We start from the raw sequence: 21,520 nt of genomic DNA, 5'->3' as shown, positions 1-21,520 counted from the left end.
CTTCGCTCACAACTGGCGCGAGTAGCACGATGTCCTCTGACCTGTGGAGCTTTGCCCTTGCCGTCTACGCCCGTCCCGGCGTGGAGGATGCCTGCCTGCGCCTGCAATCGGCGGGGGCCAACGTGTGCCTGATGCTGTGCGGTTTATGGCTGGAACAGCGCGATGCGACTTGTGACGAGGCGCGTGCGCGGCAGCTTTTGGAACTGACCGAGCCTTGGGACCGGGAAGTGATCCAGCCGTTACGCGCATTGCGCATGCAGTGGAAAACCCTGGCCGACAGCGATCCGGTACTCAAGGGTATGCGCGAGCAGATCAAGGGATTGGAGCTGGAGGCGGAGCGTGCGCTGCTGTCGCGACTTGAAGGCGCCGCGCAGGGCTGGAAGCGTAATTCGAAGGAATCGAGTGACTGGCTGCAAGTGCTGGCCGGCCCTGCGGCCAACCTGAACCGCGACGCGCTGCAAGTGCTGCGCGTCGCGGCGACCGGCGCTTAGGAAGTGCTGGACGGGTTGCTGGCGACGCTCGACACCGGCGCCGACGATGGCGTGGTTGCGGTGGTCGAGGTAGTGGCGGCGGATGCCGGTGCTGAGGTCGGAGCCGGAGTTGCCGGTGCGGCAGGTTTGGCAGCAGGCGCAGTGGCCGGTTTTGCTGCAGCTGGTTTTGCTGCTGGCTTGGCGGCAGCCGGCTTGGCAGCGGCAGGTTTTTTCACTGCAGGTTTTGCAGCAGGTTTCGCTGCTGGCTTGGCGGCCGGTTTTGCAGCGGCCGCTGGCTTGGCGGCGGTCGTTGCAGGCTTCGCTGCAGCAGCTGGTTTTGCAGCAGGCTTGGCAGCAGCTTTTACCGCAGGCTTGGCCGCTGGTTTCGCCGCCGCTTTGGCAGCAGGTTTGGCAGCAACCGGTTTGGCAGCGGTTTTCGCCGCAGGCTTGGCAGCAGCAGTTTTGGCGGCCGGTTTAGCGGCGGCTTTAACGGCTGGTTTCGCTGCCGGCTTGGCGGCTGCTTTGGTGGCTGGCTTGGCAGCTGGTTTCGCAGCGGCAGTTCTTGCCGGAGCCGCTTTTGCAGCAGCGGTTTTCGCCGCAGGTCTGGCGGCTGGTTTTGCAGCAGCCGGCTTGGCGGCAGCTGGTTTGGCCGCTGTGGTTTTAGCCGCAGGTTTGGCAGCGCTGGCGGCTGCGGGTTTCTTCGCGGCTGGTTTTGCAGCGGCTTTCACTGGCGCTTTGGCAGGCGATTTGGCCGGTGCTTTTGCAGCAGGCTTGGCGGCCGCTTTTTTCGCAGGCGCCGCTGCAGGTTTGGCCGAACGCAGGGACAACGCCTTGCCGACAGCCTCTTGAACACGACCGACACCCTGGGCCAGTTTCAGGCTTTCCTGGGCATCGCGCTTGAGTTGCAGAATGTAGCTGCGGGTATCGGACTGACGATCCTTCAGCGCATCGAGCAGGTCTTCGAGTTCCTTCACGGCAGCCTTGGCCTTGGTCTGCGCCTTGGCTTTACCGGCTGCTGCTGCGTCCTGCAATTTGGTGCGGGATTTGTGCAGTTTTTCTTGCGCCTTGCCGCGTTGCTTTTCCAGTTTGGCGAGCAGTTTTTCAGCATCAGCCAAGGCTTGGGAGCAAGCGTTTTCCAGATGCTCGAGCAGGCTGCCCGAGAGTTGTTGGAGTAAATGCAACGGAGTGTTTACAGGCTTCTTGGTGGCCGACATGGTTTACCTCCTGGCTGACGTGAGTGCGGCTCATACTAGACCTCTGCTGCTACCGCCGCTAGGGCATGTTGACAGTATCGAAAGCACTCGGTTGCAGGCTTGCGAAAAACTTCTGCGCATTGGCAAAAGCAGTTCACCGTTGCAGACGTTCGCGCTGGCATAATCCACCGCAATTCAGGACGGAGAGTGCCCATGTCGCGCTACCTTTTTTTATCCCTCTGCATGATTTTTTCCGTGGCTCAGGCCGACGAAAAAACCACCGCAAACGACGCCCACGATCTGGCTTACAGCCTCGGCGCCAGCCTCGGTGAACGACTGCGCCAGGAAGTGCCGCAGCTCCAGATCCAGGCACTGATCGAAGGTCTGCAACAGGCCTATCAAGGCAAGCCGCTGGCACTGAGCGAAGCACGCATCGAGCAGATCCTCGCCGATCACGAATCGCAGACAGCCGAGCAGGCGGCGATGCCTTCGACTGAAGCGGCGATGGAAAACGAGCGACGTTTTCTCACCGCCGAAAAAGCCAAACCGGGTGTGAAGGAGTTGGCCGACGGCATCCTGCTGACCGAGCTGGCGCCGGGGAATGGCACGAAGGCCGGCCCGGATGGAAAAGTGCAGGTGTTGTATATCGGTCGATTGCCCGACGGCACCGTGTTCGATCAGAACAGCCAGCCGCAGTGGTTCAATCTCGACAGCGTGATCGCCGGCTGGCGCACCGCGTTGCAGAACATGCCGGTCGGCGCAAAGTGGCGGCTGGTGATTCCATCGGATCAAGCGTACGGCGCCGACGGTGCCGGCGACCTGATCGCTCCATTCACACCGCTGGTGTTTGAAGTGGAATTGCGCGGCGCGACCAGTTGATCGCCCAATAAAAAACGGTGCGCTTGGGGCGCACCGTTTTTGTGTCTTGCGAGGTTCGATTCAGGCCTGAACCGAATCCTCTTCCTTGTGTGCGGTATGCAGCACTTCGATCAGGCAGTCTTCCAGTTCGAAGCGCTCGTGGAGCAGGCCGCCCAGCTCCTTGAATTTCTCCGCAACGCATTTGCCTTCATCGCAAAGGTCGTTGAACGCGAGCAGCTTTTCAGTGATGACATCGATCCGCGGATAGATCGTCTCGGCCAGTTCCAGGCCGCGCTTGTCGTTGAAGGCCTTGGCCTCGCCCGTCAGCTGTTCGTAGATCTCGAAGTGCCCGGCCGAAACGTAATCGACCAGCACGCCGCAGAATTCCTGCAAGGGCTTTCGATCCTCGGACAGCGCCTGAGGTTTGGCGCCCAGCTTGTCATAGGCAGCGATCAATTCCTCACGCTCCTGCAGCCAGCGGTCGATCAGCAGATGAACTCCACCCCAACGTTCCTGAGCATTCTGACAACTTTCGAGCATGGCGATCTCTCTTCCCTTGTGGGTCATGCTGCTCTACACCCGCGCCCCTTCTTGTGAATATTGCTTTGAGAGGCGGCCAGGCAGAGCGTCATCGAGCAACACAATTCCAATGACACGTGCGGGCCAGATTATGCCCGCACGCCTATGGCTTCAAGGTACGCAGGAGAGAAAGTTCATACAAGTGTTTAATCCCTGACCAGCACCGGGTGCGACGGTTGGCCGCTGAGCGGTTGCTGCAAAGCCATCCAGACCTGTCGCAGCAACTGGTAAACAGCCAGGATCGACATCCCCACGAAAAACAGCAGACTCCACTCTGGAATGCTGAGATCGAACAGCGTCCAGGACAATTCCGCACAATCGGCGGTGTCGTTGAACATGCGCATCAGTGCACATAACCACGGCAGGCTGCTGAACATCTCTTCCGGATTGGGCCCGCAATGCGCCAGCCTTTGCAGGGAGTCACTTTGCAGCAGCACTTGGCGCCAGGCCGCCGTCATCCCGCCAAGACTGGTCAGCAACGCCATCATCCAGTACAGCGACAGACCGAAACGCTGCGGCCCATGGATCGCAGCCACACCACAACAAAGGGTAAGGACACTCATGAACAGACGCTGGACCAGACACAGACTGCAAGGCACCAGACCGACCGCGTATTCGAGGTAATAGGAAGCTCCCAGGGCCAGAATCCCCGCAGTGAAAGCCATAAAGAACAGGGAGCGTGAGCAGGCCAACGACATGGCTTATCCGTAACAATAAAGACAGGCAGTTACGGTAGAGGAAAGCGCCTCGGGCTTTCAAGGCAGGTCACTGGCGACACTTCAGCAGAAGTGTAGGGAAATCCCGACAGGCACCGAAGGATTCGGTGTAGCCCACTGTAGGACGTTGCTCGGAAGAGGGGATTCCCCGGTAACTATTCAGTCACCGGGAAAGAAAAGGAGGAGCATGCTCCCCCTTTCTGATCACGCCCGAACGGCTACGGGCAATGGCGAAGCCAGCAGTCGTTCATCCAGCATACCCAGCCCTTCCTGAAACAGCACGTTGCTGCGCTCGGTGTCGCCCAACCGGGCCAGCAGCCGCGCCAACTCGGCACACGCTTCCGGATTGCGCTGCACTCGCAGGCTGCTTTCCAGGTAGTCCCGCGCCTTGCCCCACAGACTGGCTTGCAGACACAGACGCCCCAGCGTCAGCAGCAGGCTGGCATCGCCAGGATGATCCTTGAGCCAACCTTCGGCCGTCTGCAACTGACGCGCCGGATCGCTGCCGCGCACCAGACCGTAAAGGCGTGCCAGATGGCTGTCGTACTTGCGCTTGAGCGCCGTGCGCAGCACCTCTTCCGCTTCGACCTGAGCGCCCAACTGACGCAGTTGCTCGGCGTAGGCCAGCACCAGCGCCGGCTCCTGGCGCTGGGCAGAAGTCAGTTGCTGCCAGGCGCGGTCGAGCGACTGCAAACCGACTGCGCCATCCTCTTCACGCTGGGCGGCGAGAGACAGGTTTTCCCCCCAGGCGCGACGTTCGAGTTCGGTCAGTTCGGCCGGTGGCAGGACTTTGTCTTTGCGCAGCTCCGGCAACAGCCGGATCACCGAAGACCAGTCACCGCGCTGCTGATGCAGACGCTGCAATTGACGCAAGGTCTGGACGTTGTGCGGATGGCGCTCATGCATGGCCTGCAAGGTGACCAGCGCGCCATCGGTATCGCCACGATCGGTTTGCAGCTGCGCATGGCTGAGGGCGATCGCCAGCTCGGCCTGCGGCTGACGCTCGAGAGCGCGCTCCAGCAGGCGATCGCTTTCCTCGTAGTTGCCCTGTTCGTTGGCGGCGCGGGCGGCGCCCAGGTAATACAGCAACGGTTGACGCTCGGCCTCGGCGGCCCGGTAAAGGTGACGCTGAGCGCTGGCCCAGCGACCTTCGGCCAGGTCGAGCTGACCGTGCTCGATCGCCACCTGCACGCGACGGCTGCGGTTGCGTCGTGACCATGGATTGACCACGCCGCCGGAGGTCAGCACCAGCTCGACCAACGCCTTGATGCCCCAGACCAGCAGCCACAGCACCGCCACCACCGCCAGGGTCGCCCACAGGCTCGATTCATAACGAAAGCTTTTGTAGGCGACCAGCACGTAACCGGAATGCTCGGCAATCGCCAGGCCCAGCGCCGCCGTTGCCGCGATCACCAGAAACACGATCACATACAGGCGCTTCATGGTGTCGCCTCCTGCGCAGTGCTGGCGGCCGGTTTGGCGAAGGGTTTCACCGAGTCTTCGGCGTTGACGTTGCGGCGCTCAAGATAAGCCTGCACCGCGCTCAACGTCCCGGCGAGATCCGGCGTGATGACGGTAACCGGTTGCTTGCTCAATTCCGCGACCTGCTCGAGCATGATTTTGCTCTGCGGGTTGTCCGGATTGAAGTTGCCCGTGAGGACGTCACGCGCTTCGGCCAGGGCCTGGGTGTACACCGGCGCCTGACCGTTGAGCGCGGCCCATTGCGCCTGCTCGAGCGCAAGGCTCAGGGCCAGACGCACCTGGCTCAGGCTCTGGCCGGCGAGCAGCGGCCGGACGTTTTTGTCAGCGTTGAAATCAATGCGGATGTAGCGCGAGATCTGATCCCACCACTGCGCCCAGCGACTCGCGCCGTCGCCATCGGAGGTCAGGCCCAGCAGCGAATCACCGCGATCCTTGTACTCCGGCGCCAGCTCGGTGAGGCCGACGACCTGATCACGCAAGGCGCCCAGTCGCAGGAACAGCCCGGTGCGGTCCGGCTGCGCGGTACTGCGCAGCGCTACCAGAGTTTTCGCCACTTGCTCGCGGGCGGCGAACGAGCCGGGATCATTCTGCTCGCGCAGGATTTCGTCGGCACCTTGCACCAGCGCCTGGGCGCTGCTGATGTCCTGCAGAGCGGAAAGACGCAGGCTGGCCAGACGCAGCAAGTGCTCGGCCTCGGCCAGACGCCAGTCCTTGCGGCTGGCGCCGAGGACGGTTTCCAGACGTTGATTGAGGCGTTGCTGATCACCCTGAAGTTGCGACACCAGACGCTGGCGATCGGCAAGTTCATCGGCGCCGGGCAATTGCCCGAGGCGCTCGGTCAGTCGTTGCTCGTTGAGCTTCAGGGTCTGGGCCTGATCGTTCAACGCCTGGACCTGACTCAATTGATTCTGAGTGCTGGTCTGCAGGTGTCGCACCTGCCAGACACCCCAGCCACCCACCGCAACGCCGGCGGCGCCGAGCAGCAGCGCGAGAATGGCCAATCCGTTGCCTCGGCGCGGTTCGGCGGCCGGTGGCGGTGCATCAACCGGTGCATCGATCACAGGTTGAACGTCATCTTTAGGCAAGGCTGTTTCGCTCACGTATCCATCCTTTGCATTAGAGAACGGGCACGGGATGCTCCCGTAACGCCGTCAGCAAGGCCGCGGCACTGGCGCCGCGACAATCCACAACTGTTCGGGCCCCGGCGGCACTGGCCTGCTCGGCAACCCTTGGGCTTGGAACAAACAACGGCAACTGCGCAAGTGCAGGCCAGCTGTCGCCGGCCAGTTGGCGCAGGTGCTCGAAACCCTGTCCACTGCTGACCACCAGCCCGTTCAGGCGTTCCGCTGCAATCCTGCGGGGCAGCTCCTGCGGCGGATAGTCCGGCAGGTCGCGACGGTACAACTCCAAGTATTCGACACTAGCACCAAGCGCGCGCAGGCGCTCGGCCAGCAGCTCGCGTCCGCCCTCCCCGCGCAGGATCAACACTTGCGAACCGGGCACGGCCACCGCCGCCAGCAGACGCGGCAATTGCAGCAAGGCTTCGCTGTCGTCGCCCGCGTCCGGGAAGCTCACATCCAGCCCTCGATCCCGAAGGATAGCGGCGGTCGCCGCGCCCACGCTGAACCACGGCATCGTCGGCGTCGCCAGCCCCAGAGCGTCGAGCAGATCCACCGCGATCCGCGCCGCCGGTTTGCTGACAACGATCACCGCGCTGTAACGCGGCAGTTGCGTGATCGTGCGGCGCATTGTGTCAGAGACCGGCAGTGGCGCGATTTCCAAAAGCGGCAGACAGCTGCTGAAAATCCCTTGTTCGGCCAGCACGGCGGCGAGCGCCGAACAGTCCTCCGCCGGGCGCGTCAGCAGCAGGCGCCAGGCGGTCACTCGTGACCTGCCTCGCCGTAGACTGCCTTGAGAATATCGTCGGCGCCCTGGCTCAGCAGGTCTTCGGCGACCTGCACGCCCAGCGTCTCCGCTGCTGCACGCGGTGCACGAGCCTGTGCGCTGAGAAGTTTGCCGCCGCTCGGCTCGCCCACCAGACCGCGCAGCCACAACTGATCGCCTTCAAGCACGGCGTAGCAGGCGATCGGCACCTGGCAGCCGCCATTCAGATGTTTGTTGAGGGCACGCTCGGCCGTGACACGGTCAGCGGTGTCGGCGTGATGCAGAGGCGCGAGCAAGGCATGGATTTCAGTGTCGGCGCTGCGGCATTCGATACCGACGGCGCCCTGGCCACCGGCCGGCAGGCTGTCGTCGACGCTGATGGCCGAGGTGATGCGGTCTTCGAAACCGAGGCGGATCAGACCAGCTGCCGCAAGGATGATCGCGTCGTACTCACCGGCGTCGAGCTTGGCCAGACGGGTGTTGACGTTGCCGCGCAGAAAACGGATCTCAAGATCTGGACGGCGCGTCAGCAACTGCGCCTGGCGACGCAGGCTGGAGGTGCCGACGATGCTGCCGGCTGGCAACGCATCGAGGCTGGAATAGGTATTGGAGACAAACGCGTCACGCGGATCTTCGCGCTCGCAGATGCAGAACAGACCGAGGCCTTCGGGGAAATCCATCGGCACGTCTTTCATCGAATGCACGGCGATGTCAGCTTCGTTTTCCAGCAGCGCGGTTTCCAGTTCCTTGACGAACAGGCCCTTGCCGCCGATTTTCGACAGGGGCGAATCAAGCAGCTTGTCGCCGCGACTGACCATGGGCACCAGCGTCACCAGCAGGCCCGGGTGGGCTGCTTCCAGACGGGCTTTGACGTATTCGGCCTGCCAGAGGGCCAGAGCACTTTTGCGGGTGGCGATGCGGATTTCGCGAGAGGACATGGATCAATCCGTACTGAATAGATACGGCGGATAATAACAGCTCAGCCAAATCCACTTTGACCTGAATCAGAAACGGCGTGGCCTCCCTGGCCTGCGATGCCTGGTGAAAAGAACGAAGAACCGCCCGGAGCCTGCGGACTAAAGCCCCTGCATCATTTTGCGCACACCCGCCACATGCCGGCGGCTGACAATCAGCGCGTCACCGTTCAGGCCCTTGAGGAACAACTGGAAGTGGCCCAGCGGTGTACGTTGCAGACGCTCGATGCGGTCGCGGGCGACCAGCGCGTTGCGGTGGATCCGCACGAAGCGCTCGCCGAATTCGTCTTCCAGCGCCTTGAGCGGCTCATCCAGAAGAACTTCGCCACCCTCATGGCGCAAGGTCACGTATTTGTGGTCGGCAATGAAATACACCACCTGATCCAGCGGGATCAGTTCGATGCCTTTGCGGGTCCGGGCACTGATGTGGCTGCGCGGGCCGTTACCGCTTTCGGCAGCAGGGCGGGTCAGGGCCGAGAGCTGGGCCCGGTTGGGACGTTCAGCCCGTTTCAGGGCGTCATGCAGATGTTCGGTTCGCACGGGTTTCACCACATAGCCCACGGCGCTGGCCTGCAGGGCTTCCACGGCAAATTCATCGGGACCTGCGCAAAACACCACGGCTGGCGGGGTTTCGCGTTCGCACAGACGGGCAGCCACCTGCAGGCCATCGAGGCCCGGCATGCGGATATCGAGCAGCACGATATCCGGCTTGTGGCTGTCGATCAGCGCCAACGCCTCTTCGCCATTGGTGGCGCTGGGCTCCAGGACTGTGTAGCCCTCGAGCTCGCTCACCATTCGGCTGAGTCGCTCGCGGGCCAGTGGTTCGTCATCAACGATCAGGACATTCATATTGCGCTGGATTCCTGCGTGAGTCTCGCACAAGGATAGCGTAGACAAGTGGAGTGACGTCCGTCACCGCGATCCACGCTAAGACTAGCGCGAGCGCCAAAAAGTGCCGTACGTCGGCCGGCAATATTTGCCGACACCTGCAACGTACCGCCTGACGCCCGTCGCCGACTGCGTTTTACGCAGGGTATGCCAATGGCCAATACACCCACCCCTCTCTCTTCTTATAGTCGGTGGCCGGATCTTTGCGCGATCCGCCGCCACGTCGACCCCTATGTCCTACTGTAGACGCTCGTCGGGCCGATATTGCTCAATCGAAAAATATCCTTGCGCAAATCCCCCGGCGACACCGGCGACTATGGAGGAGGACATGAGAAAAAAACGTATCGACCAGTGTCAGCGACAGGATTGGCAACCCTGTTATTATCCGCGCCAGCGTTTCACGCCTTCTTTCTTCAAGCCGATACGAGCGAATTCATGAGCACTGACAAGACCAATCAGTCCTGGGGCGGCCGCTTCAGTGAACCCGTCGACGCCTTCGTCGCCCGCTTCACCGCCTCCGTCACTTTCGACCAGCGCCTGTATCGCCACGACATCATGGGCTCGATCGCCCACGCCACCATGCTGGCCAAAGTCGGCGTGCTGACGGATGCCGAGCGCGACAGCATCATCGATGGCCTGAAGACCATCCAGGGCGAAATCGAGGCCGGCCAGTTCGACTGGCGCGTCGACCTCGAAGACGTGCACATGAACATCGAAGCACGCCTGACCGACCGCATCGGCGTCACCGGCAAGAAGCTGCACACCGGCCGCAGCCGCAACGACCAGGTCGCCACCGACATCCGCCTGTGGCTGCGTGACGAGATCGACCTGATCCTGAACGAGATAAACCGCCTGCAAAAAGGCCTGCTGGAGCAGGCCGAACGTGAAGCCGCCAGCATCATGCCGGGCTTCACCCACCTGCAGACCGCTCAGCCGGTGACCTTCGGGCACCACATGCTGGCCTGGTTCGAAATGCTCAGCCGCGACTACGAGCGTCTGGTCGACTGCCGCAAGCGCACCAACCGCATGCCGCTGGGCAGCGCCGCACTGGCCGGCACCACTTACCCGATCGACCGCGAATACACCGCGCAGCTGCTGGGTTTCGACGCCGTCGGCGGCAACTCGCTGGACAACGTGTCCGACCGTGACTTCGCCATCGAATTCTGCTCCGCCGCGAGCATCGCGATAATGCACCTGTCGCGTTTCTCCGAAGAGCTGGTGCTGTGGACCAGCGCGCAGTTCCAGTTCATCGATCTGCCGGACCGCTTCTGCACCGGCAGCTCGATCATGCCGCAAAAAAAGAACCCGGATGTTCCAGAGCTGGTACGCGGCAAGACCGGTCGTGTGTTCGGCGCCCTGATGGGCCTGCTGACCCTGATGAAAGGCCAGCCGCTGGCCTACAACAAGGACAACCAGGAAGACAAGGAACCGCTGTTCGACGCCGCCGACACCTTGCGCGACTCGCTGCGGGCCTTTGCCGACATGATCCCGGCGATCAAACCAAAGCACGCGATCATGCGCGAAGCGGCGCTGCGCGGTTTCTCGACCGCCACTGACCTCGCCGACTACCTGGTACGCCGTGGCCTGCCGTTCCGTGATTGCCACGAGATCGTCGGCCACGCAGTGAAGTACGGCGTTGACACCGGCAAGGATCTGGCAGAAATGAGCCTGGAAGAACTGCGCCAGTTCAGCGACCAGATCGAGCAGGACGTGTTTGCCGTGCTGACCCTGGAAGGCTCGGTAAATGCCCGTGACCACATCGGCGGTACTGCGCCGGCGCAGGTCAAGGCTGCCGTGGTTCGCGGTCAGGCGCTGATCGCCAGCCGCTAAAAGCATCGCGGGCAAGTCGAATGCTCGACTTGCCCGCGAACTTGCTTAAAGTTTTCTACTTTTTGGCTGCGATCATCGCCAAAAACGCCGGCATCGCCGCATCCTTGTCCGCCGCAATCTTCTGCACGTGCGGATTCTGCTCAAGTCGCTCCAGCAGCGCCTTGGCCTTTGGCATCTCCGCCAGTAAATCCAGACCGAACAGTTTGTGCCCCACCGCAGCCGCCAGCGGCACGCTGTAGAGGAAGTACAAATCCGCAATGCTCAAGCTGTCGCCCGCCACAAACGGGACGAATTTGCCGTGACGCCCCAGCGCCGCAAAACCCAGCAGCAATTCAGCCTTGGTTTTCTCCTTGATCGCCTCCGGCAGCGCCGTGCCGAAAAACGCTTCGCCGTAACAGGCACGGGCCGGCAGCTCGATATACAGCTCGATTTCCTTGGCCACCGCCAGCACCTGAGCGCGGGCAAACGGCTCGGTCGGCAACAGCGGGACACCCTTTTGACTGCTTTCGAGGTATTCGAGCATCACCATCGTTTCGTTGATGTACCCGCCTTCAGCTCCCAGCACCGGCACCTTGCCGCGCGGGCTGATGGCCAGGGACTCAGGCGTTGGCGTCGGGTAGAACGTGACCTCTTCGAACGGCAGGCCTTTTTCCAGCAGCGCCAGTTTGACCATGTTGTAGTAGTTGCTGACGGAGAATCCATAGAGCTTGAACATCACATAGCCTCCAGGCCGTGCGGGGTGGGCAGTGCCTGTTTATAGATCGCTCCGGGGAATCCTGCCAGCAGCATCACGCTGCTGAATGCGGGTAAACTGGCGCCTTTCCTTGAGGAGCCTGCCATGAGCGAGCCGACTGACATCGACAATGATGAAGAAGAGTTCACCGAATCGACGCTGATCGAAGCGATCGAGAACCAGATCGAAAGCGACAACCCGCCAGCGGCCAAGGCAACCTTCAACAAGCTGACGCTGGTCGGTTACGAGCGTGATGACATCCTGAATCTGATGGCCCACGTGCTGGCCTGTGAAATCGACGCGATGCTCGACGATGACCGCGCGTTCGATACCGAGTGGTACGAGACCGCGCTGCGCGCACTGCCGGAATTGCCACCGGAAAAGCAGTAAACGGTCCCTCGCTGTGGGAGCGGGCCTGCTCCCACACAATTTGTCACCCATCTTCGCGGTCTTCTGCCGCCCCCTGACTACACTGGAATCCACCCCGGGACAAAAACCCTGACACGCGCACTGGACAGGCCGCGCCGGCAGGTTCACCTTAGGGGCGCTGTCGTCCAATTCCTAGAAAGTCTGGAGTCCTTATGTCGCTTACCCCTGAGTTGGTTGCCGAACTGGAAGTCCTCGCACTCTTCAACCTGGACAGTTCCCAGGAAGGTCTGAAAATTCATCAGACCGCTGCCCCGAAGCACATTGCCGCCGCACAACGCCTGTTCGAAAAAGAACTGACAGACCAGCCTGATGGCGGTTACCTGACCAGCCTCGGTCGCGATGCCGCACAGAACGTGCAAACCGTACTGACGATTCTCAAAGAGCAGCAAACCGCCTGATCCTCCCGACTTTGCCCACGGAAACCCCTGCCACGGGATTTCCGCGGGCCAGCCATGAACGTCGCCCATCGCCGCGCGATAGAAATCTGACGTCAAAAAACAAATTCAGCTTAAAAGTCCTGCCGCTCAGGCGCTAAACTCCCGGACACCCGAGACCCTTTGCCTCCGAGCCCTGCGCGCCGGTTTGAGCCGACATGACCCGCACCCATGAAATCCGCCCCGACCTGGACGAAGGCATCGACCGCAAGGTACTCAGCCAGCTACGCGCACGTTTTCTCAAACTCAATGAAGGCCGCCTGAACCGGGCGCTGGAAGGCCTGTCGACGCGTCAGCAAAGTGTACTGACGCTGCTGCCGCTGTTTTTTCACGTCAATCATCCGCTGTTGCCGGGTTATGTCTCGGGCAGCACACCGGCCGGACTGTCGAATTACGAACCGGACGCCGACGCGCTTGCCGAAGCCCAGCGCCTGACCCGCTCGTTCTCCTACAAGCCGCGTCACGGCAGCAACCCGCCACGGCCGATTCACGGTCTGTTCCTGATGGGCAGCCTCGGCACGCTGGCCCAGGCCGACCAGAGCGACATGGACGTGTGGGTCTGCCACGCCCCCGACCTGAGCGACAGCGAACTCGCTGAGCTGCGCAAGAAATGCCAGTTGCTCGAAACCTGGGCTGCCAGCCAGGGGGCCGAAGCGCACTTCTTCCTGATCGACCCGGTGCGCTTCGTCAAAGGCGAACGCGACACCCAGCTCAGCTCCGAAGATTGCGGCACCACCCAGCACTATCTGCTGCTGGACGAGTTCTACCGCACCGCGATCTGGCTCGCCGGGCGCACGCCGATCTGGTGGCTGGTGCCGGTCTACGAAGAACGCGCCTACGACGCGTACACCCACACCCTGATTTCCAAGCGTTTCATCCGCAACGATGAAACCCTCGACCTGGGGCCGATGGCGCACATTCCGCCGGGCGAGTTCGTCGGCGCCGGGCTGTGGCAACTGTTCAAGGGCATCGAGTCACCTTACAAGTCGGTGCTCAAGCTGCTGCTGACCGAGGTCTACGCCAGCGAACATCCGCAGGTGCAGTGCCTGAGCCTGCGCTTCAAACAGGCCGTATTCGCCAACCGACTGGATCTCGACGAACTGGATCCGTACATGGTGGTTTACCGCCGGATCGAGGAATACCTCACTGCGCGCAATGAGCCGGAGCGCCTGGAGCTGGTGCGCCGCGCGCTGTACCTCAAGGTCAACCGCAAGCTCACCGGCAATACCCGCACCCAGAGCTGGCAGCGTTCACTGCTGGAAAGGCTGGCCAGCGAATGGCACTGGGATCAGCGGCAACTGGCGCTGCTCGACAGCCGCAGCCAGTGGAAAGTCCGCCAGGTCAGCGCCGAGCGCCGGGCGCTGGTCAACGAACTGAATTACAGCTACCGCTTCCTGACCCAGTTCGCCCGTACCGAACAGACTGTCAGCCTGATCAACAAGCGCGACCTCAACGTCCTCGGCCGGCGCCTGTACGCAGCGTTCGAACGCAAGGCCGACAAGGTCGAGTTCATCAACCCCGGCATCGCCCCGGACCTGGCCGAAGACACGCTGACCCTGGTGCAATCGCCGAACAAAAAGGAACCGGGCCAAACCCAGTGGGGCCTGTACAACGGCAGCCTGACAGCGCTGGAGTGGGAACACTTCGCGCCGATCAAGCGCAGCCGCGAGTTGCTGGAGCTGCTGACCTGGTGCCACCGCAACGGTGTGATCGACAGCAGCACCCGACTGGCCCTGCATCCCGGCACCAGCGATTTGAGCGAGTTCGAGCTGTTCAACCTGCTCGGCAGCCTCCAACAAAGCATCGCCCTGCCCTTGTCGACCGTTGCCGAAGAACCGCTGCTGCGTGCCGCCGTGCCAAGCGAAGTGCTGATGCTGGTGAATGTCGGGGTCGACCCGCTCAAGCATCACCGCGACCTGAACATCCTGATGACCACCGAGCGCACGGACTCCCTGAGCTACGCCGGCGTACGCGAAAATCTGGTGCTGACCCTCGATCAGGTCACGCTCAACAGCTGGAACGAAGTGCTGGTCAACCGCTTCGACGGCCCGCATGCCCTGATGGACTGCCTGCGCGATTACCTCAACAACCTGCCGCGCGGGCCGCAACAGCCGTCGCTGCGAGTGCGTTGTTTCTGTCACAACCGCGCGCAATTCATCGCCCGCCGGGTGGAAGAAATTGTCGACACCGCGCAGACCCTGTTGCTCAGCGATCTGAATCACCGCTACCTGATTCAGGTGCAGCAGCATTACCACGTGCTGGAACTGGTGCCGGGCCAGGTCAGCCATGTGGCCCTCGCCACCCTGCCGGCGCTGCTCGATTACCTGGGCGAGGAACAGCCGCACTACAGCCCGCTGCACCTGGACCCGATGGCGCTGGAAGACCACGACCTGGCGTTGATCCTGCCGATGGGCCAGCCCGAATGCATTCAGGTGTTCTACCGGATCACCGAGCAAACGGCCGAGCTGTACGTGCTCGACGAGTTCAATGCGCTATGGCAACAGCACTTGCCCTATCACGACGAGCAAAGCCTGTTGGTGCCGTTGCAGCGGTTCCTGCAATCGATACAGTTCCGCCGCGAAGCGCTACTGCCGATGGATGCGGGCCATGCCGCCAGCCTTGAAATCTTGTATTACCAGTTATTGCCATCAGGGCCGGGACGCGCGCGACGGGTCGAAATGCGCCCGGCACCGCAGACGCCGGTCAACAAACCGTTCTACGACGTGCAGGCGATCGTCGGCAAGGCCGCACCCGGCGAAGTGCAGGTCACGCTGTATTGCAATCAACGGGAATTCAGCGAGCTGGAACATGGCGACCAGCTGTTCAGCGTGGTCGCCCGGGAGATCGTCGGGCAGCGCCGGGAAACCGAGCGCTACCGCTGCTACATCACCGACCTGGACCTGTCGGGTGTGATCGGTGACGGGCAGAGTTCGAGCAATCTGTATCTGCGTTACAAGGCCGACCTGGAACGCTCTCTGAACGAGGCGCTCGAGCAGGTCTGAGGCGGGTTACTCCGGGAAATCACCGCCGTTGGCCGGCTGCGATTCGACTTCGAGCAAGGTCAGTTTCAGGGTCTTGCCACCCGGAGCCGGCCAGTCGATGTGCTGACCAACCTTCAGGCCCAGCAGCGCACTGCCGACCGGGGCCAGGATCGAGATTTTGCCTTCATCGGCGTTGGCGTGCTTCGGATAGACCAGGGTCAGGTGGTAGTCCTTGCCACTGCCCTCTTCGCGGCAGTGCACACGGGAATTCATCGTCACGACATCGGCAGGCACTTCATCGTGACCGACCAGGGTATCGGCGCGGTCCAGTTCGGTTTGCAGCGCGATCACGCCCGGCGCAGCCTGGTCCTTCTCGTTCAGGCTGTCGATCAGGCGCTCCAGACGTTGCACGTCCAGACGGGTAAGGGTGATGGAAGGTGCGGTCATGATCCGGGCAGACTCCTTTCTTCTGCACACAAAAAAAGCAAAACCCCGCCAAAAAAGACGGGGTTCTCACCAGGCCTCGATGGGTTGAGGCGTTTCCGGACACTATCACAGCTCAAAAAATATACAAGCTACGCTCCGGCGAGCTGCCGGCGCTGAGCCGCTTGCGCACAAATTACTCGACGGCGCTCGTCATCGGCCGAACGCCACTCGCGGATATCTTCGACATGGCGCATGCAGCCGAGGCAGACCTTCTGCTCATCCAGCCGGCACACGCCGGTGCACGGCGAAGGGACGGCCGGGCTGACATTGCTGTAAAGCGGCTTCGGCGGACGAACGGGAGCGGTGTCAGTCACGAAATCACAGGCCTTCGAAATCAAATTCGGTGCCGGCCTGCTGCTTGACGATGCGCTCGAGCATTTCGCCCAGCTGTTCTTCGCTCTTGTCGCACATCCAGCGTTCGCTTTCTTCGTTGTAGTCGAAATGGAAACCACCGGACACGGCGGCCAGCCACAGCTGACGCAACGGTTCCTGACGACTGAAGATCAGCTGGGTGCCGTTCTCGAACTTGACGGTCAGCACACCCGCCGAGTTCTCCATGTCGATGTCCAGGTCGCTGTCGTCGAAGATGTCTTCCAGTTTTTCCTGGGTTTCATCGACCAGATCGTGGAAACGGGCTTCGGACAAACTCATTGCGGCAACCTCAAAAAATGTCTGATCAGGCTCAAGCGCCGCAAGATACGGACGCTGCCAGCCGATTGCAAAGGATAACGACCAAGCGCCCTGCCCGGCGACGAAATATCCACCCGCCACGCGGGAAAAGTTTCCGCGCCGCAGCCCGAGCCCCGCCGGACGGGAGTTCCGTCGCATAGGCAAGCTGCCGGGTGGCCGGTATACTCCGGCGCAATTAACGCATTTTCAAGGATTTCGCCATGAAGCGCCTGATCTCTTCCCTTGCTGCGCTCGTCGCGGTTGCCTGCCTCGTTTCGGCCTGTGGTCAAAAAGGCCCGCTGTACCTGCCCGATGAAGATCAGGACCCGGCCGAGCAAGCCCAGTCTTCGCAAAAGCAGCCTGTCTCCAAGGCACACAAGCACGACGTTTACTAAGGGATCGCCATGGACGCTTTTAACTACCGTGGCGGGGAACTGTTCGCGGAAGGTGTGGCGCTGTCCGCCATCGCCGATCGCTTCGGCACACCGACCTACGTTTACTCCCGCGCGCACATCGAGGCCCAGTACCTGGCCTACGCCGATGCGCTGGCCGGCATGCCGCACCTGGTCTGCTTTGCGGTCAAGGCCAACTCCAACCTCGGTGTATTGAATGTCCTGGCCCGCATCGGCGCCGGTTTCGACATCGTCTCCCGTGGCGAGCTGGAACGTGTTCTGGCCGCCGGTGGCAGCCCGGACAAGATCGTGTTCTCGGGTGTCGGCAAGACCCGTGACGACATGCGCCGTGCGCTGGAAGTCGGCGTGCATTGCTTCAACGTCGAATCCACCGACGAGCTCGAGCGCCTGCAAGTGGTCGCCGCCGAGCTGGGCGTTCGCGCGCCGATCTCGCTGCGCGTGAACCCGGACGTCGATGCCGGCACCCACCCGTACATTTCCACCGGTCTCAAAGAGAACAAGTTCGGCATCGCCATCGCCGACGCCGAAGACGTGTACGTGCGTGCCGCGCACCTGCCGAACCTGGAAGTGGTCGGCGTCGACTGCCACATCGGTTCGCAACTGACCACTCTGCCTCCGTTCCTCGATGCCCTCGATCGCCTGCTGGATCTGGTCGATCGCCTCGGCGATTGCGGCATCCACCTGCGCCACATCGATCTCGGTGGTGGCCTGGGCGTGCGTTATCGCGATGAAGAGCCGCCATTGGCCGCCGATTACATCAAGGCCGTGCGCGAGCGTCTGGTCGGTCGTGATCTGGCACTGGTGTTCGAACCGGGCCGCTTCATCGTCGCCAACGCCGGCGTGCTGCTGACTCAGGTTGAGTACCTCAAGCACACCGAGCACAAAGACTTCGCCATCGTCGACGCGGCGATGAACGACCTGATCCGCCCGGCGCTGTACCAGGCCTGGATGGACGTGACTCCGGTCAAGCCACGCGATACCGCTGCGCGTACCTACGACGTCGTTGGCCCGATCTGCGAAACCGGCGACTTCCTCGCCAAGGAACGCGAACTGGCGCTGGAAGAAGGCGATCTGCTGGCCGTGCATTCGGCCGGTGCCTACGGTTTCGTGATGAGCTCCAACTACAACACTCGCGGCCGTGCCGCCGAAGTGCTGGTGGATGGTGATCAGGCATTTGAAGTGCGCCGCCGCGAGACCGTGGCCGAGCTGTTTGCCGGCGAAAGCCTGCTGCCGGAGTAACCCCATGCTGCTGCGTTTTACCAAGATGCACGGCCTGGGCAACGACTTCATGGTCCTCGACCTGGTCAGCCAGCACGCGCATATTCAGCCCAAGCACGCAAAAATGTGGGGCGACCGGCACACCGGCATCGGTTTCGACCAGTTGCTGATCGTCGAAGCGCCGAGCAATCCGGATGTGGATTTCCGTTACCGGATCTTCAACTCCGACGGCTCCGAAGTGGAACAGTGCGGCAACGGTGCCCGCTGCTTCGCCCGCTTCGTGCTCGACAAGCGCCTGACCGCCAAACGGCAGATCCGCGTCGAGACCAAGGGCGGCATCATCGAACTGGACGTGCGTAACGACGGCCAGATCGGCGTGAACATGGGTGCCCCGCGCCTGGTGCCGGCGGACATTCCGTTCCAGGCGCCGGAGCAGGCCCTGAGTTATCAGGTCGATGTCGACGGTACGCCGGTCGATCTGGCGGCGGTATCGATGGGCAACCCCCATGCGGTGCTGCGGGTCAGCGATATCAACACTGCACCGGTGCATGAACTGGGGCCGAAAATCGAACACCATCCGCGCTTTCCGGCACGGGTCAACGTCGGTTTTCTCCAGGTCATCGACCGCCATCGCGCACAACTGCGCGTCTGGGAACGCGGCGCCGGGGAAACCCAGGCCTGCGGCACCGGTGCCTGCGCTGCTGCTGTAGCTGCGATCAGTCAGGGGTGGATGGATTCGCCACTGCTGATCGACCTGCCGGGCGGGCGTCTGTCCATTGAGTGGGCAGGCCCCGGCCAACCGGTGTTGATGACCGGCCCGGCAGTGCGCGTATACGAAGGACAAGTGCGTCTTTGAGTGAGCAGAAGCCATGACCGATAAGCCTCAGGTACCCGCCCGACAGTCCGGTGAATCAGCGTCCGAGAGCCTGGAGGCGGCAGCGGTTGCCGCGTACCTGGAGGCTCATCCGGACTTCTTCGTCGAGCATGAAGAACTGCTGCCGTCCCTGCGCATCCCCCATCAGCGTGGCGATACCGTCTCGCTGGTCGAGCGCCAGATGGCCATCCTGCGCGACCGCAACATCGAGATGCGTCACCGTCTCTCGCACTTGATGGACGTTGCCCGGGACAACGATCGCCTGTTCGACAAGACCCGCCGCCTGATCCTTGCGCTGATGGACGCTGCCACTCTGGAAGACGTGGTGATCAGCGTTGAAGACAGCCTGCGCCAGGATTTCCAGGTGCCCTTCGTCAGCCTGATCCTGCTCGGCGACAACCCGGCCCCGGTCGGCCGCTGGGTGACCCACGCCGACGCGCAAACCGCCATCGGCGGATTGCTCACCGAAGGCAAGAGCGTCAGCGGCAGCCTGCGTGAACATGAGCTGGACTTCCTGTTCGGCGAAGAACAGCGCAAGCAGATCGGCTCCACCGCCGTGGTCGCCGTCAGCCATCAAGGCATCCACGGAATCCTGGCCATCGCCAGCCGTGATCCGCAGCACTACAAGAGCTCGGTCGGCACGCTGTTCCTCAGCTACATCGCCGAAGTCATGGGTCGCGTGCTGCCACGGGTCAACAGCTCCCTGCGCTCGGTACGCTGAGCATGGAACGACAACTGGACGCTTACTGCGAACACCTGCGCAGTGAGCGGCAGGTGTCGCCGCATACGCTGTCGGCCTACCGACGCGATCTCGACAAAGTCCTCGGCTGGTGCAACAAGCAAAATATCGGCAGCTGGCAGGCCCTGGACATCCAGCGCCTGCGCAGCCTGATCGCCCGCCTGCATGCTCAGGGCCAGTCGTCGCGCAGTCTGGCGCGCCTGCTCTCGGCGGTGCGCGGGCTCTATCACTATCTGAATCGCGAAGGCCTCTGCGATCACGATCCGGCCACCGGCCTGGCACCGCCCAAAGGCGAACGCCGACTGCCGAAAACCCTCGACACCGATCGCGCCCTGCAACTGCTTGAAGGTGCGGTCGAGGACGATTTTCTCGCGCGACGCGATCAGGCGATTCTGGAGTTGTTCTATTCCTCCGGCCTGCGCCTGTCGGAGTTGACCGGGCTCAATCTCGATCAGCTCGATCTGGCCGACGGCATGGTTCAAGTGCTTGGTAAAGGCAGCAAGACGCGTCTGTTGCCGGTCGGCAAAAAGGCCCGGGAAGCACTGGAGCAATGGCTACCACTACGGGCGCTGACCAACCCGGCGGACGACGCCGTATTCGTCAGCCAGCAAGGCCGACGCCTTGGCCCGCGAGCGATTCAGGTTCGGGTCAAACTGGCCGGCGAGCGCGAACTGGGGCAGAACCTGCACCCGCACATGCTGCGGCACTCCTTCGCCAGCCATTTGCTCGAGTCCTCCCAGGATCTGCGCGCGGTGCAGGAACTGCTCGGCCATTCGGACATCAAGACCACCCAGATCTATACCCACCTGGATTTCCAGCACCTGGCGGCGGTCTACGACAGCGCCCATCCACGGGCCAAACGCATGAAAGGCGACGATTCATGAGCATCCAGTTGATCACCTTCGACCTCGACGACACCCTGTGGGACACCGCCCCGGTGATCGTCAGCGCCGAAGCGGTTTTGCGCGAATGGCTGAGCGAACATGCGCCGAATCTGGGCGCGGTGCCGGTGGAACATCTGTGGTCGATCCGCGAGCGGGTGCTGGCCAATGAGCCGGGACTCAAACACCGTATCAGCGCGCTGCGCCGGCGAGTGCTGTTCCATGCGCTGGAAGAAGCCGGCTACGCTCACGGCGAAGCGTCGGAGCTGGCAGACAAGAGTTTTGAAGTGTTTCTGCATGCGCGGCATCAGATCGAGGTGTTCCCGGAGGTCGAGCCGATCCTGGAAACCCTCGCCAAACACTACGCACTCGGCGTGGTCACCAACGGCAATGCCGATGTGCGTCGTCTCGGGCTGGCGGACTACTTCAAGTTTGCGTTGTGTGCCGAAGACATCGGTATCGCGAAGCCGGATGCGCGACTGTTCCATGAAGCGTTGCAACGCGGTGGCGTGAGCGCCGAAGCCGCGGTGCATATCGGCGATCACCCGGGGGATGACATCGCCGGGGCGCAGCAGGCCGGATTGCGTGCGATCTGGTTCAACCCGGCCGGCAAGGTCTGGGAAGCGGAGCGTCTGCCGGATGCCGAGATTCGCAGCCTCAACGATCTGCCTGCCGTGCTTGCGCGCTGGAACAGCCGCGGCTAGTTTTCTTTCGTGTCTAGTCCTGAAATAGGTTTACACCTGTTTCACCCTAACGCCCGATGCACCGCATCGGGCGTTTTGTATTTTA

General features: G+C 62.2%; 24 protein-coding genes. 12 read left to right on the top strand and 12 right to left on the bottom strand.

Features of this window, described 5'->3' with window-relative positions:
- Positions 1-29: 29 nt before the first annotated feature.
- Positions 30-491 carry a TIGR02444 family protein gene (locus AC1Q9F_RS21020; RefSeq protein WP_492620890.1) on the top strand — a complete coding sequence of 154 codons (462 nt, stop codon included), beginning with the start codon at positions 30-32 and terminating at the stop codon, positions 489-491.
- Here AC1Q9F_RS21020 and AC1Q9F_RS21015 read toward each other — a convergent pair.
- Positions 488-1,684 (bottom strand): AlgP family protein, encoded by a 1,197-nt coding sequence (locus AC1Q9F_RS21015; RefSeq protein ID WP_492620889.1) that lies wholly within the window; start codon positions 1,682-1,684, stop codon positions 488-490. The genes AC1Q9F_RS21020 and AC1Q9F_RS21015 overlap by 4 nt on opposite strands.
- 192 nt (positions 1,685-1,876) lie before the next feature.
- On the opposite strand from AC1Q9F_RS21015, the gene AC1Q9F_RS21010 reads away from it, so the two are divergent.
- Complete coding sequence (locus tag AC1Q9F_RS21010; protein ID WP_007951860.1) at positions 1,877-2,542, top strand: FKBP-type peptidyl-prolyl cis-trans isomerase; 666 nt, start codon at positions 1,877-1,879, stop codon at positions 2,540-2,542.
- 60 nt (positions 2,543-2,602) lie between these two features.
- On the opposite strand, the gene AC1Q9F_RS21005 is transcribed toward AC1Q9F_RS21010, so the two are convergent.
- The 7 genes from AC1Q9F_RS21005 to AC1Q9F_RS20975 all read right to left on the bottom strand — a co-directional run bounded on the left by AC1Q9F_RS21005 (position 2,603) and on the right by AC1Q9F_RS20975 (position 9,005).
- Entirely contained in the window at positions 2,603-3,061 is a 459-nt protein-coding gene (locus AC1Q9F_RS21005) for an Rsd/AlgQ family anti-sigma factor (protein WP_007951863.1), read from the bottom strand.
- 185 nt (positions 3,062-3,246) lie between these two features.
- Positions 3,247-3,798, bottom strand: coding sequence for a disulfide bond formation protein B (locus AC1Q9F_RS21000; protein WP_492620888.1), 552 nt, complete (start codon positions 3,796-3,798; stop codon positions 3,247-3,249).
- A gap of 222 nt (positions 3,799-4,020) precedes the next feature.
- Positions 4,021-5,259, bottom strand: coding sequence for a heme biosynthesis protein HemY (locus tag AC1Q9F_RS20995; protein ID WP_179693306.1), 1,239 nt, complete (start codon positions 5,257-5,259; stop codon positions 4,021-4,023).
- Positions 5,256-6,398, bottom strand: coding sequence for a uroporphyrinogen-III C-methyltransferase (locus AC1Q9F_RS20990; RefSeq protein ID WP_492620887.1), 1,143 nt, complete (start codon positions 6,396-6,398; stop codon positions 5,256-5,258). The genes AC1Q9F_RS20995 and AC1Q9F_RS20990 overlap by 4 nt, the downstream gene beginning before the upstream one ends.
- Positions 6,399-6,414: 16 nt before the next feature.
- Entirely contained in the window at positions 6,415-7,182 is a 768-nt protein-coding gene (locus AC1Q9F_RS20985) for a uroporphyrinogen-III synthase (RefSeq protein WP_492620886.1), read from the bottom strand.
- A complete protein-coding gene (gene hemC, locus AC1Q9F_RS20980; protein WP_007951874.1) occupies positions 7,179-8,120 on the bottom strand; it encodes a hydroxymethylbilane synthase in 942 nt (313 codons plus the stop codon). The genes AC1Q9F_RS20985 and hemC overlap by 4 nt, the downstream gene beginning before the upstream one ends.
- Positions 8,121-8,258: 138 nt before the next feature.
- Positions 8,259-9,005 (bottom strand): LytR/AlgR family response regulator transcription factor, encoded by a 747-nt coding sequence (locus tag AC1Q9F_RS20975; RefSeq protein ID WP_007951875.1) that lies wholly within the window; start codon positions 9,003-9,005, stop codon positions 8,259-8,261.
- Positions 9,006-9,479: 474 nt separating this feature from the next.
- On the opposite strand from AC1Q9F_RS20975, the gene argH reads away from it, so the two are divergent.
- A complete protein-coding gene (gene argH / locus AC1Q9F_RS20970; RefSeq protein ID WP_492620885.1) occupies positions 9,480-10,874 on the top strand; it encodes an argininosuccinate lyase in 1,395 nt (464 codons plus the stop codon).
- 55 nt (positions 10,875-10,929) lie between these two features.
- Here argH and AC1Q9F_RS20965 read toward each other — a convergent pair whose 3' ends face one another.
- Positions 10,930-11,589 carry a glutathione S-transferase family protein gene (locus tag AC1Q9F_RS20965; RefSeq protein WP_492620884.1) on the bottom strand — a complete coding sequence of 220 codons (660 nt, stop codon included), beginning with the start codon at positions 11,587-11,589 and terminating at the stop codon, positions 10,930-10,932.
- 123 nt (positions 11,590-11,712) lie between these two features.
- On the opposite strand from AC1Q9F_RS20965, the gene AC1Q9F_RS20960 reads away from it, so the two are divergent.
- The 3 genes from AC1Q9F_RS20960 to AC1Q9F_RS20950 all read left to right on the top strand — a co-directional run bounded on the left by AC1Q9F_RS20960 (position 11,713) and on the right by AC1Q9F_RS20950 (position 15,472).
- Complete coding sequence (locus AC1Q9F_RS20960; protein ID WP_192562815.1) at positions 11,713-11,997, top strand: hypothetical protein; 285 nt, start codon at positions 11,713-11,715, stop codon at positions 11,995-11,997.
- A gap of 191 nt (positions 11,998-12,188) precedes the next feature.
- Complete coding sequence (locus AC1Q9F_RS20955; RefSeq protein ID WP_007951883.1) at positions 12,189-12,434, top strand: TIGR02647 family protein; 246 nt, start codon at positions 12,189-12,191, stop codon at positions 12,432-12,434.
- A 194-nt stretch (positions 12,435-12,628) separates the two neighbouring features.
- Positions 12,629-15,472 (top strand): class I adenylate cyclase, encoded by a 2,844-nt coding sequence (locus tag AC1Q9F_RS20950; RefSeq protein WP_492620883.1) that lies wholly within the window; start codon positions 12,629-12,631, stop codon positions 15,470-15,472.
- Between the two features lie 6 nt (positions 15,473-15,478).
- Here AC1Q9F_RS20950 and rnk read toward each other — a convergent pair whose 3' ends face one another.
- The 3 genes from rnk to cyaY form a co-directional block, all read right to left on the bottom strand.
- The gene (gene rnk, locus AC1Q9F_RS20945) at positions 15,479-15,898 is read right to left on the bottom strand and encodes a nucleoside diphosphate kinase regulator (protein ID WP_179693300.1); all 420 of its coding nucleotides are present in this window, start codon (positions 15,896-15,898) and stop codon (positions 15,479-15,481) included.
- A 128-nt stretch (positions 15,899-16,026) separates the two neighbouring features.
- Positions 16,027-16,251, bottom strand: a complete 225-nt coding sequence (locus tag AC1Q9F_RS20940) for a DUF1289 domain-containing protein (RefSeq protein ID WP_045121669.1) — start codon at positions 16,249-16,251, stop codon at positions 16,027-16,029.
- 4 nt (positions 16,252-16,255) lie between these two features.
- A complete protein-coding gene (cyaY, locus tag AC1Q9F_RS20935) occupies positions 16,256-16,588 on the bottom strand; it encodes an iron donor protein CyaY (RefSeq protein WP_492620882.1) in 333 nt (110 codons plus the stop codon).
- A 239-nt stretch (positions 16,589-16,827) separates the two neighbouring features.
- On the opposite strand from cyaY, the gene lptM reads away from it, so the two are divergent.
- From lptM to AC1Q9F_RS20905, 6 genes are read left to right on the top strand one after another with little or no spacing between them, the layout of a single operon-like run.
- Entirely contained in the window at positions 16,828-17,001 is a 174-nt protein-coding gene (gene lptM / locus AC1Q9F_RS20930) for an LPS translocon maturation chaperone LptM (RefSeq protein ID WP_007951888.1), read from the top strand.
- Positions 17,002-17,010: 9 nt separating this feature from the next.
- Positions 17,011-18,258: a diaminopimelate decarboxylase gene (lysA, locus tag AC1Q9F_RS20925; RefSeq protein ID WP_115079641.1), complete on the top strand. Its 1,248-nt coding sequence runs from the start codon at positions 17,011-17,013 to the stop codon at positions 18,256-18,258.
- 4 nt (positions 18,259-18,262) lie between these two features.
- On the top strand, positions 18,263-19,093 hold the full coding sequence (gene dapF / locus AC1Q9F_RS20920; protein ID WP_011336523.1) for a diaminopimelate epimerase: 831 nt from the start codon (positions 18,263-18,265) through the stop codon (positions 19,091-19,093).
- 13 nt (positions 19,094-19,106) lie between these two features.
- Entirely contained in the window at positions 19,107-19,832 is a 726-nt protein-coding gene (locus AC1Q9F_RS20915) for a DUF484 family protein (protein WP_007951894.1), read from the top strand.
- Between the two features lie 2 nt (positions 19,833-19,834).
- Positions 19,835-20,734, top strand: a complete 900-nt coding sequence (gene xerC / locus AC1Q9F_RS20910) for a tyrosine recombinase XerC (protein ID WP_007951897.1) — start codon at positions 19,835-19,837, stop codon at positions 20,732-20,734.
- Positions 20,731-21,435, top strand: a complete 705-nt coding sequence (locus AC1Q9F_RS20905; protein ID WP_007951898.1) for an HAD family hydrolase — start codon at positions 20,731-20,733, stop codon at positions 21,433-21,435. The genes xerC and AC1Q9F_RS20905 overlap by 4 nt, the downstream gene beginning before the upstream one ends.
- Positions 21,436-21,520 lie beyond the last annotated feature (85 nt).

Source organism: Pseudomonas sp. GW823-FHT04A03 (assembly GCF_058796615.1).
The sequence above is the reverse complement of the archived record's forward strand: the minus strand, read 5'-3'. Positions and strand labels throughout refer to the sequence as shown.

Excerpts from the sequence above, each read along its gene's own strand:
- AC1Q9F_RS21020 (WP_492620890.1), top strand. The coding sequence starts at position 30 with ATGTCCTCTGACCTGTGGAGCTTTGCCCTTGCCGTCTACGCCCGTCCC.
- AC1Q9F_RS21015 (WP_492620889.1), bottom strand. The coding sequence starts at position 1,684 with ATGTCGGCCACCAAGAAGCCTGTAAACACTCCGTTGCATTTACTCCAA.
- AC1Q9F_RS21010 (WP_007951860.1), top strand. The coding sequence starts at position 1,877 with ATGTCGCGCTACCTTTTTTTATCCCTCTGCATGATTTTTTCCGTGGCT.
- AC1Q9F_RS21005 (WP_007951863.1), bottom strand. The coding sequence starts at position 3,061 with ATGCTCGAAAGTTGTCAGAATGCTCAGGAACGTTGGGGTGGAGTTCAT.
- AC1Q9F_RS21000 (WP_492620888.1), bottom strand. The coding sequence starts at position 3,798 with ATGTCGTTGGCCTGCTCACGCTCCCTGTTCTTTATGGCTTTCACTGCG.
- AC1Q9F_RS20995 (WP_179693306.1), bottom strand. The coding sequence starts at position 5,259 with ATGAAGCGCCTGTATGTGATCGTGTTTCTGGTGATCGCGGCAACGGCG.
- hemC (WP_007951874.1), bottom strand. The coding sequence starts at position 8,120 with ATGTCCTCTCGCGAAATCCGCATCGCCACCCGCAAAAGTGCTCTGGCC.
- AC1Q9F_RS20975 (WP_007951875.1), bottom strand. The coding sequence starts at position 9,005 with ATGAATGTCCTGATCGTTGATGACGAACCACTGGCCCGCGAGCGACTC.
- argH (WP_492620885.1), top strand. The coding sequence starts at position 9,480 with ATGAGCACTGACAAGACCAATCAGTCCTGGGGCGGCCGCTTCAGTGAA.
- AC1Q9F_RS20965 (WP_492620884.1), bottom strand. The coding sequence starts at position 11,589 with ATGTTCAAGCTCTATGGATTCTCCGTCAGCAACTACTACAACATGGTC.
- AC1Q9F_RS20960 (WP_192562815.1), top strand. The coding sequence starts at position 11,713 with ATGAGCGAGCCGACTGACATCGACAATGATGAAGAAGAGTTCACCGAA.
- AC1Q9F_RS20955 (WP_007951883.1), top strand. The coding sequence starts at position 12,189 with ATGTCGCTTACCCCTGAGTTGGTTGCCGAACTGGAAGTCCTCGCACTC.
- AC1Q9F_RS20950 (WP_492620883.1), top strand. The coding sequence starts at position 12,629 with ATGACCCGCACCCATGAAATCCGCCCCGACCTGGACGAAGGCATCGAC.
- rnk (WP_179693300.1), bottom strand. The coding sequence starts at position 15,898 with ATGACCGCACCTTCCATCACCCTTACCCGTCTGGACGTGCAACGTCTG.
- cyaY (WP_492620882.1), bottom strand. The coding sequence starts at position 16,588 with ATGAGTTTGTCCGAAGCCCGTTTCCACGATCTGGTCGATGAAACCCAG.
- lptM (WP_007951888.1), top strand. The coding sequence starts at position 16,828 with ATGAAGCGCCTGATCTCTTCCCTTGCTGCGCTCGTCGCGGTTGCCTGC.
- lysA (WP_115079641.1), top strand. The coding sequence starts at position 17,011 with ATGGACGCTTTTAACTACCGTGGCGGGGAACTGTTCGCGGAAGGTGTG.
- dapF (WP_011336523.1), top strand. The coding sequence starts at position 18,263 with ATGCTGCTGCGTTTTACCAAGATGCACGGCCTGGGCAACGACTTCATG.
- AC1Q9F_RS20915 (WP_007951894.1), top strand. The coding sequence starts at position 19,107 with ATGACCGATAAGCCTCAGGTACCCGCCCGACAGTCCGGTGAATCAGCG.
- xerC (WP_007951897.1), top strand. The coding sequence starts at position 19,835 with ATGGAACGACAACTGGACGCTTACTGCGAACACCTGCGCAGTGAGCGG.
- AC1Q9F_RS20905 (WP_007951898.1), top strand. The coding sequence starts at position 20,731 with ATGAGCATCCAGTTGATCACCTTCGACCTCGACGACACCCTGTGGGAC.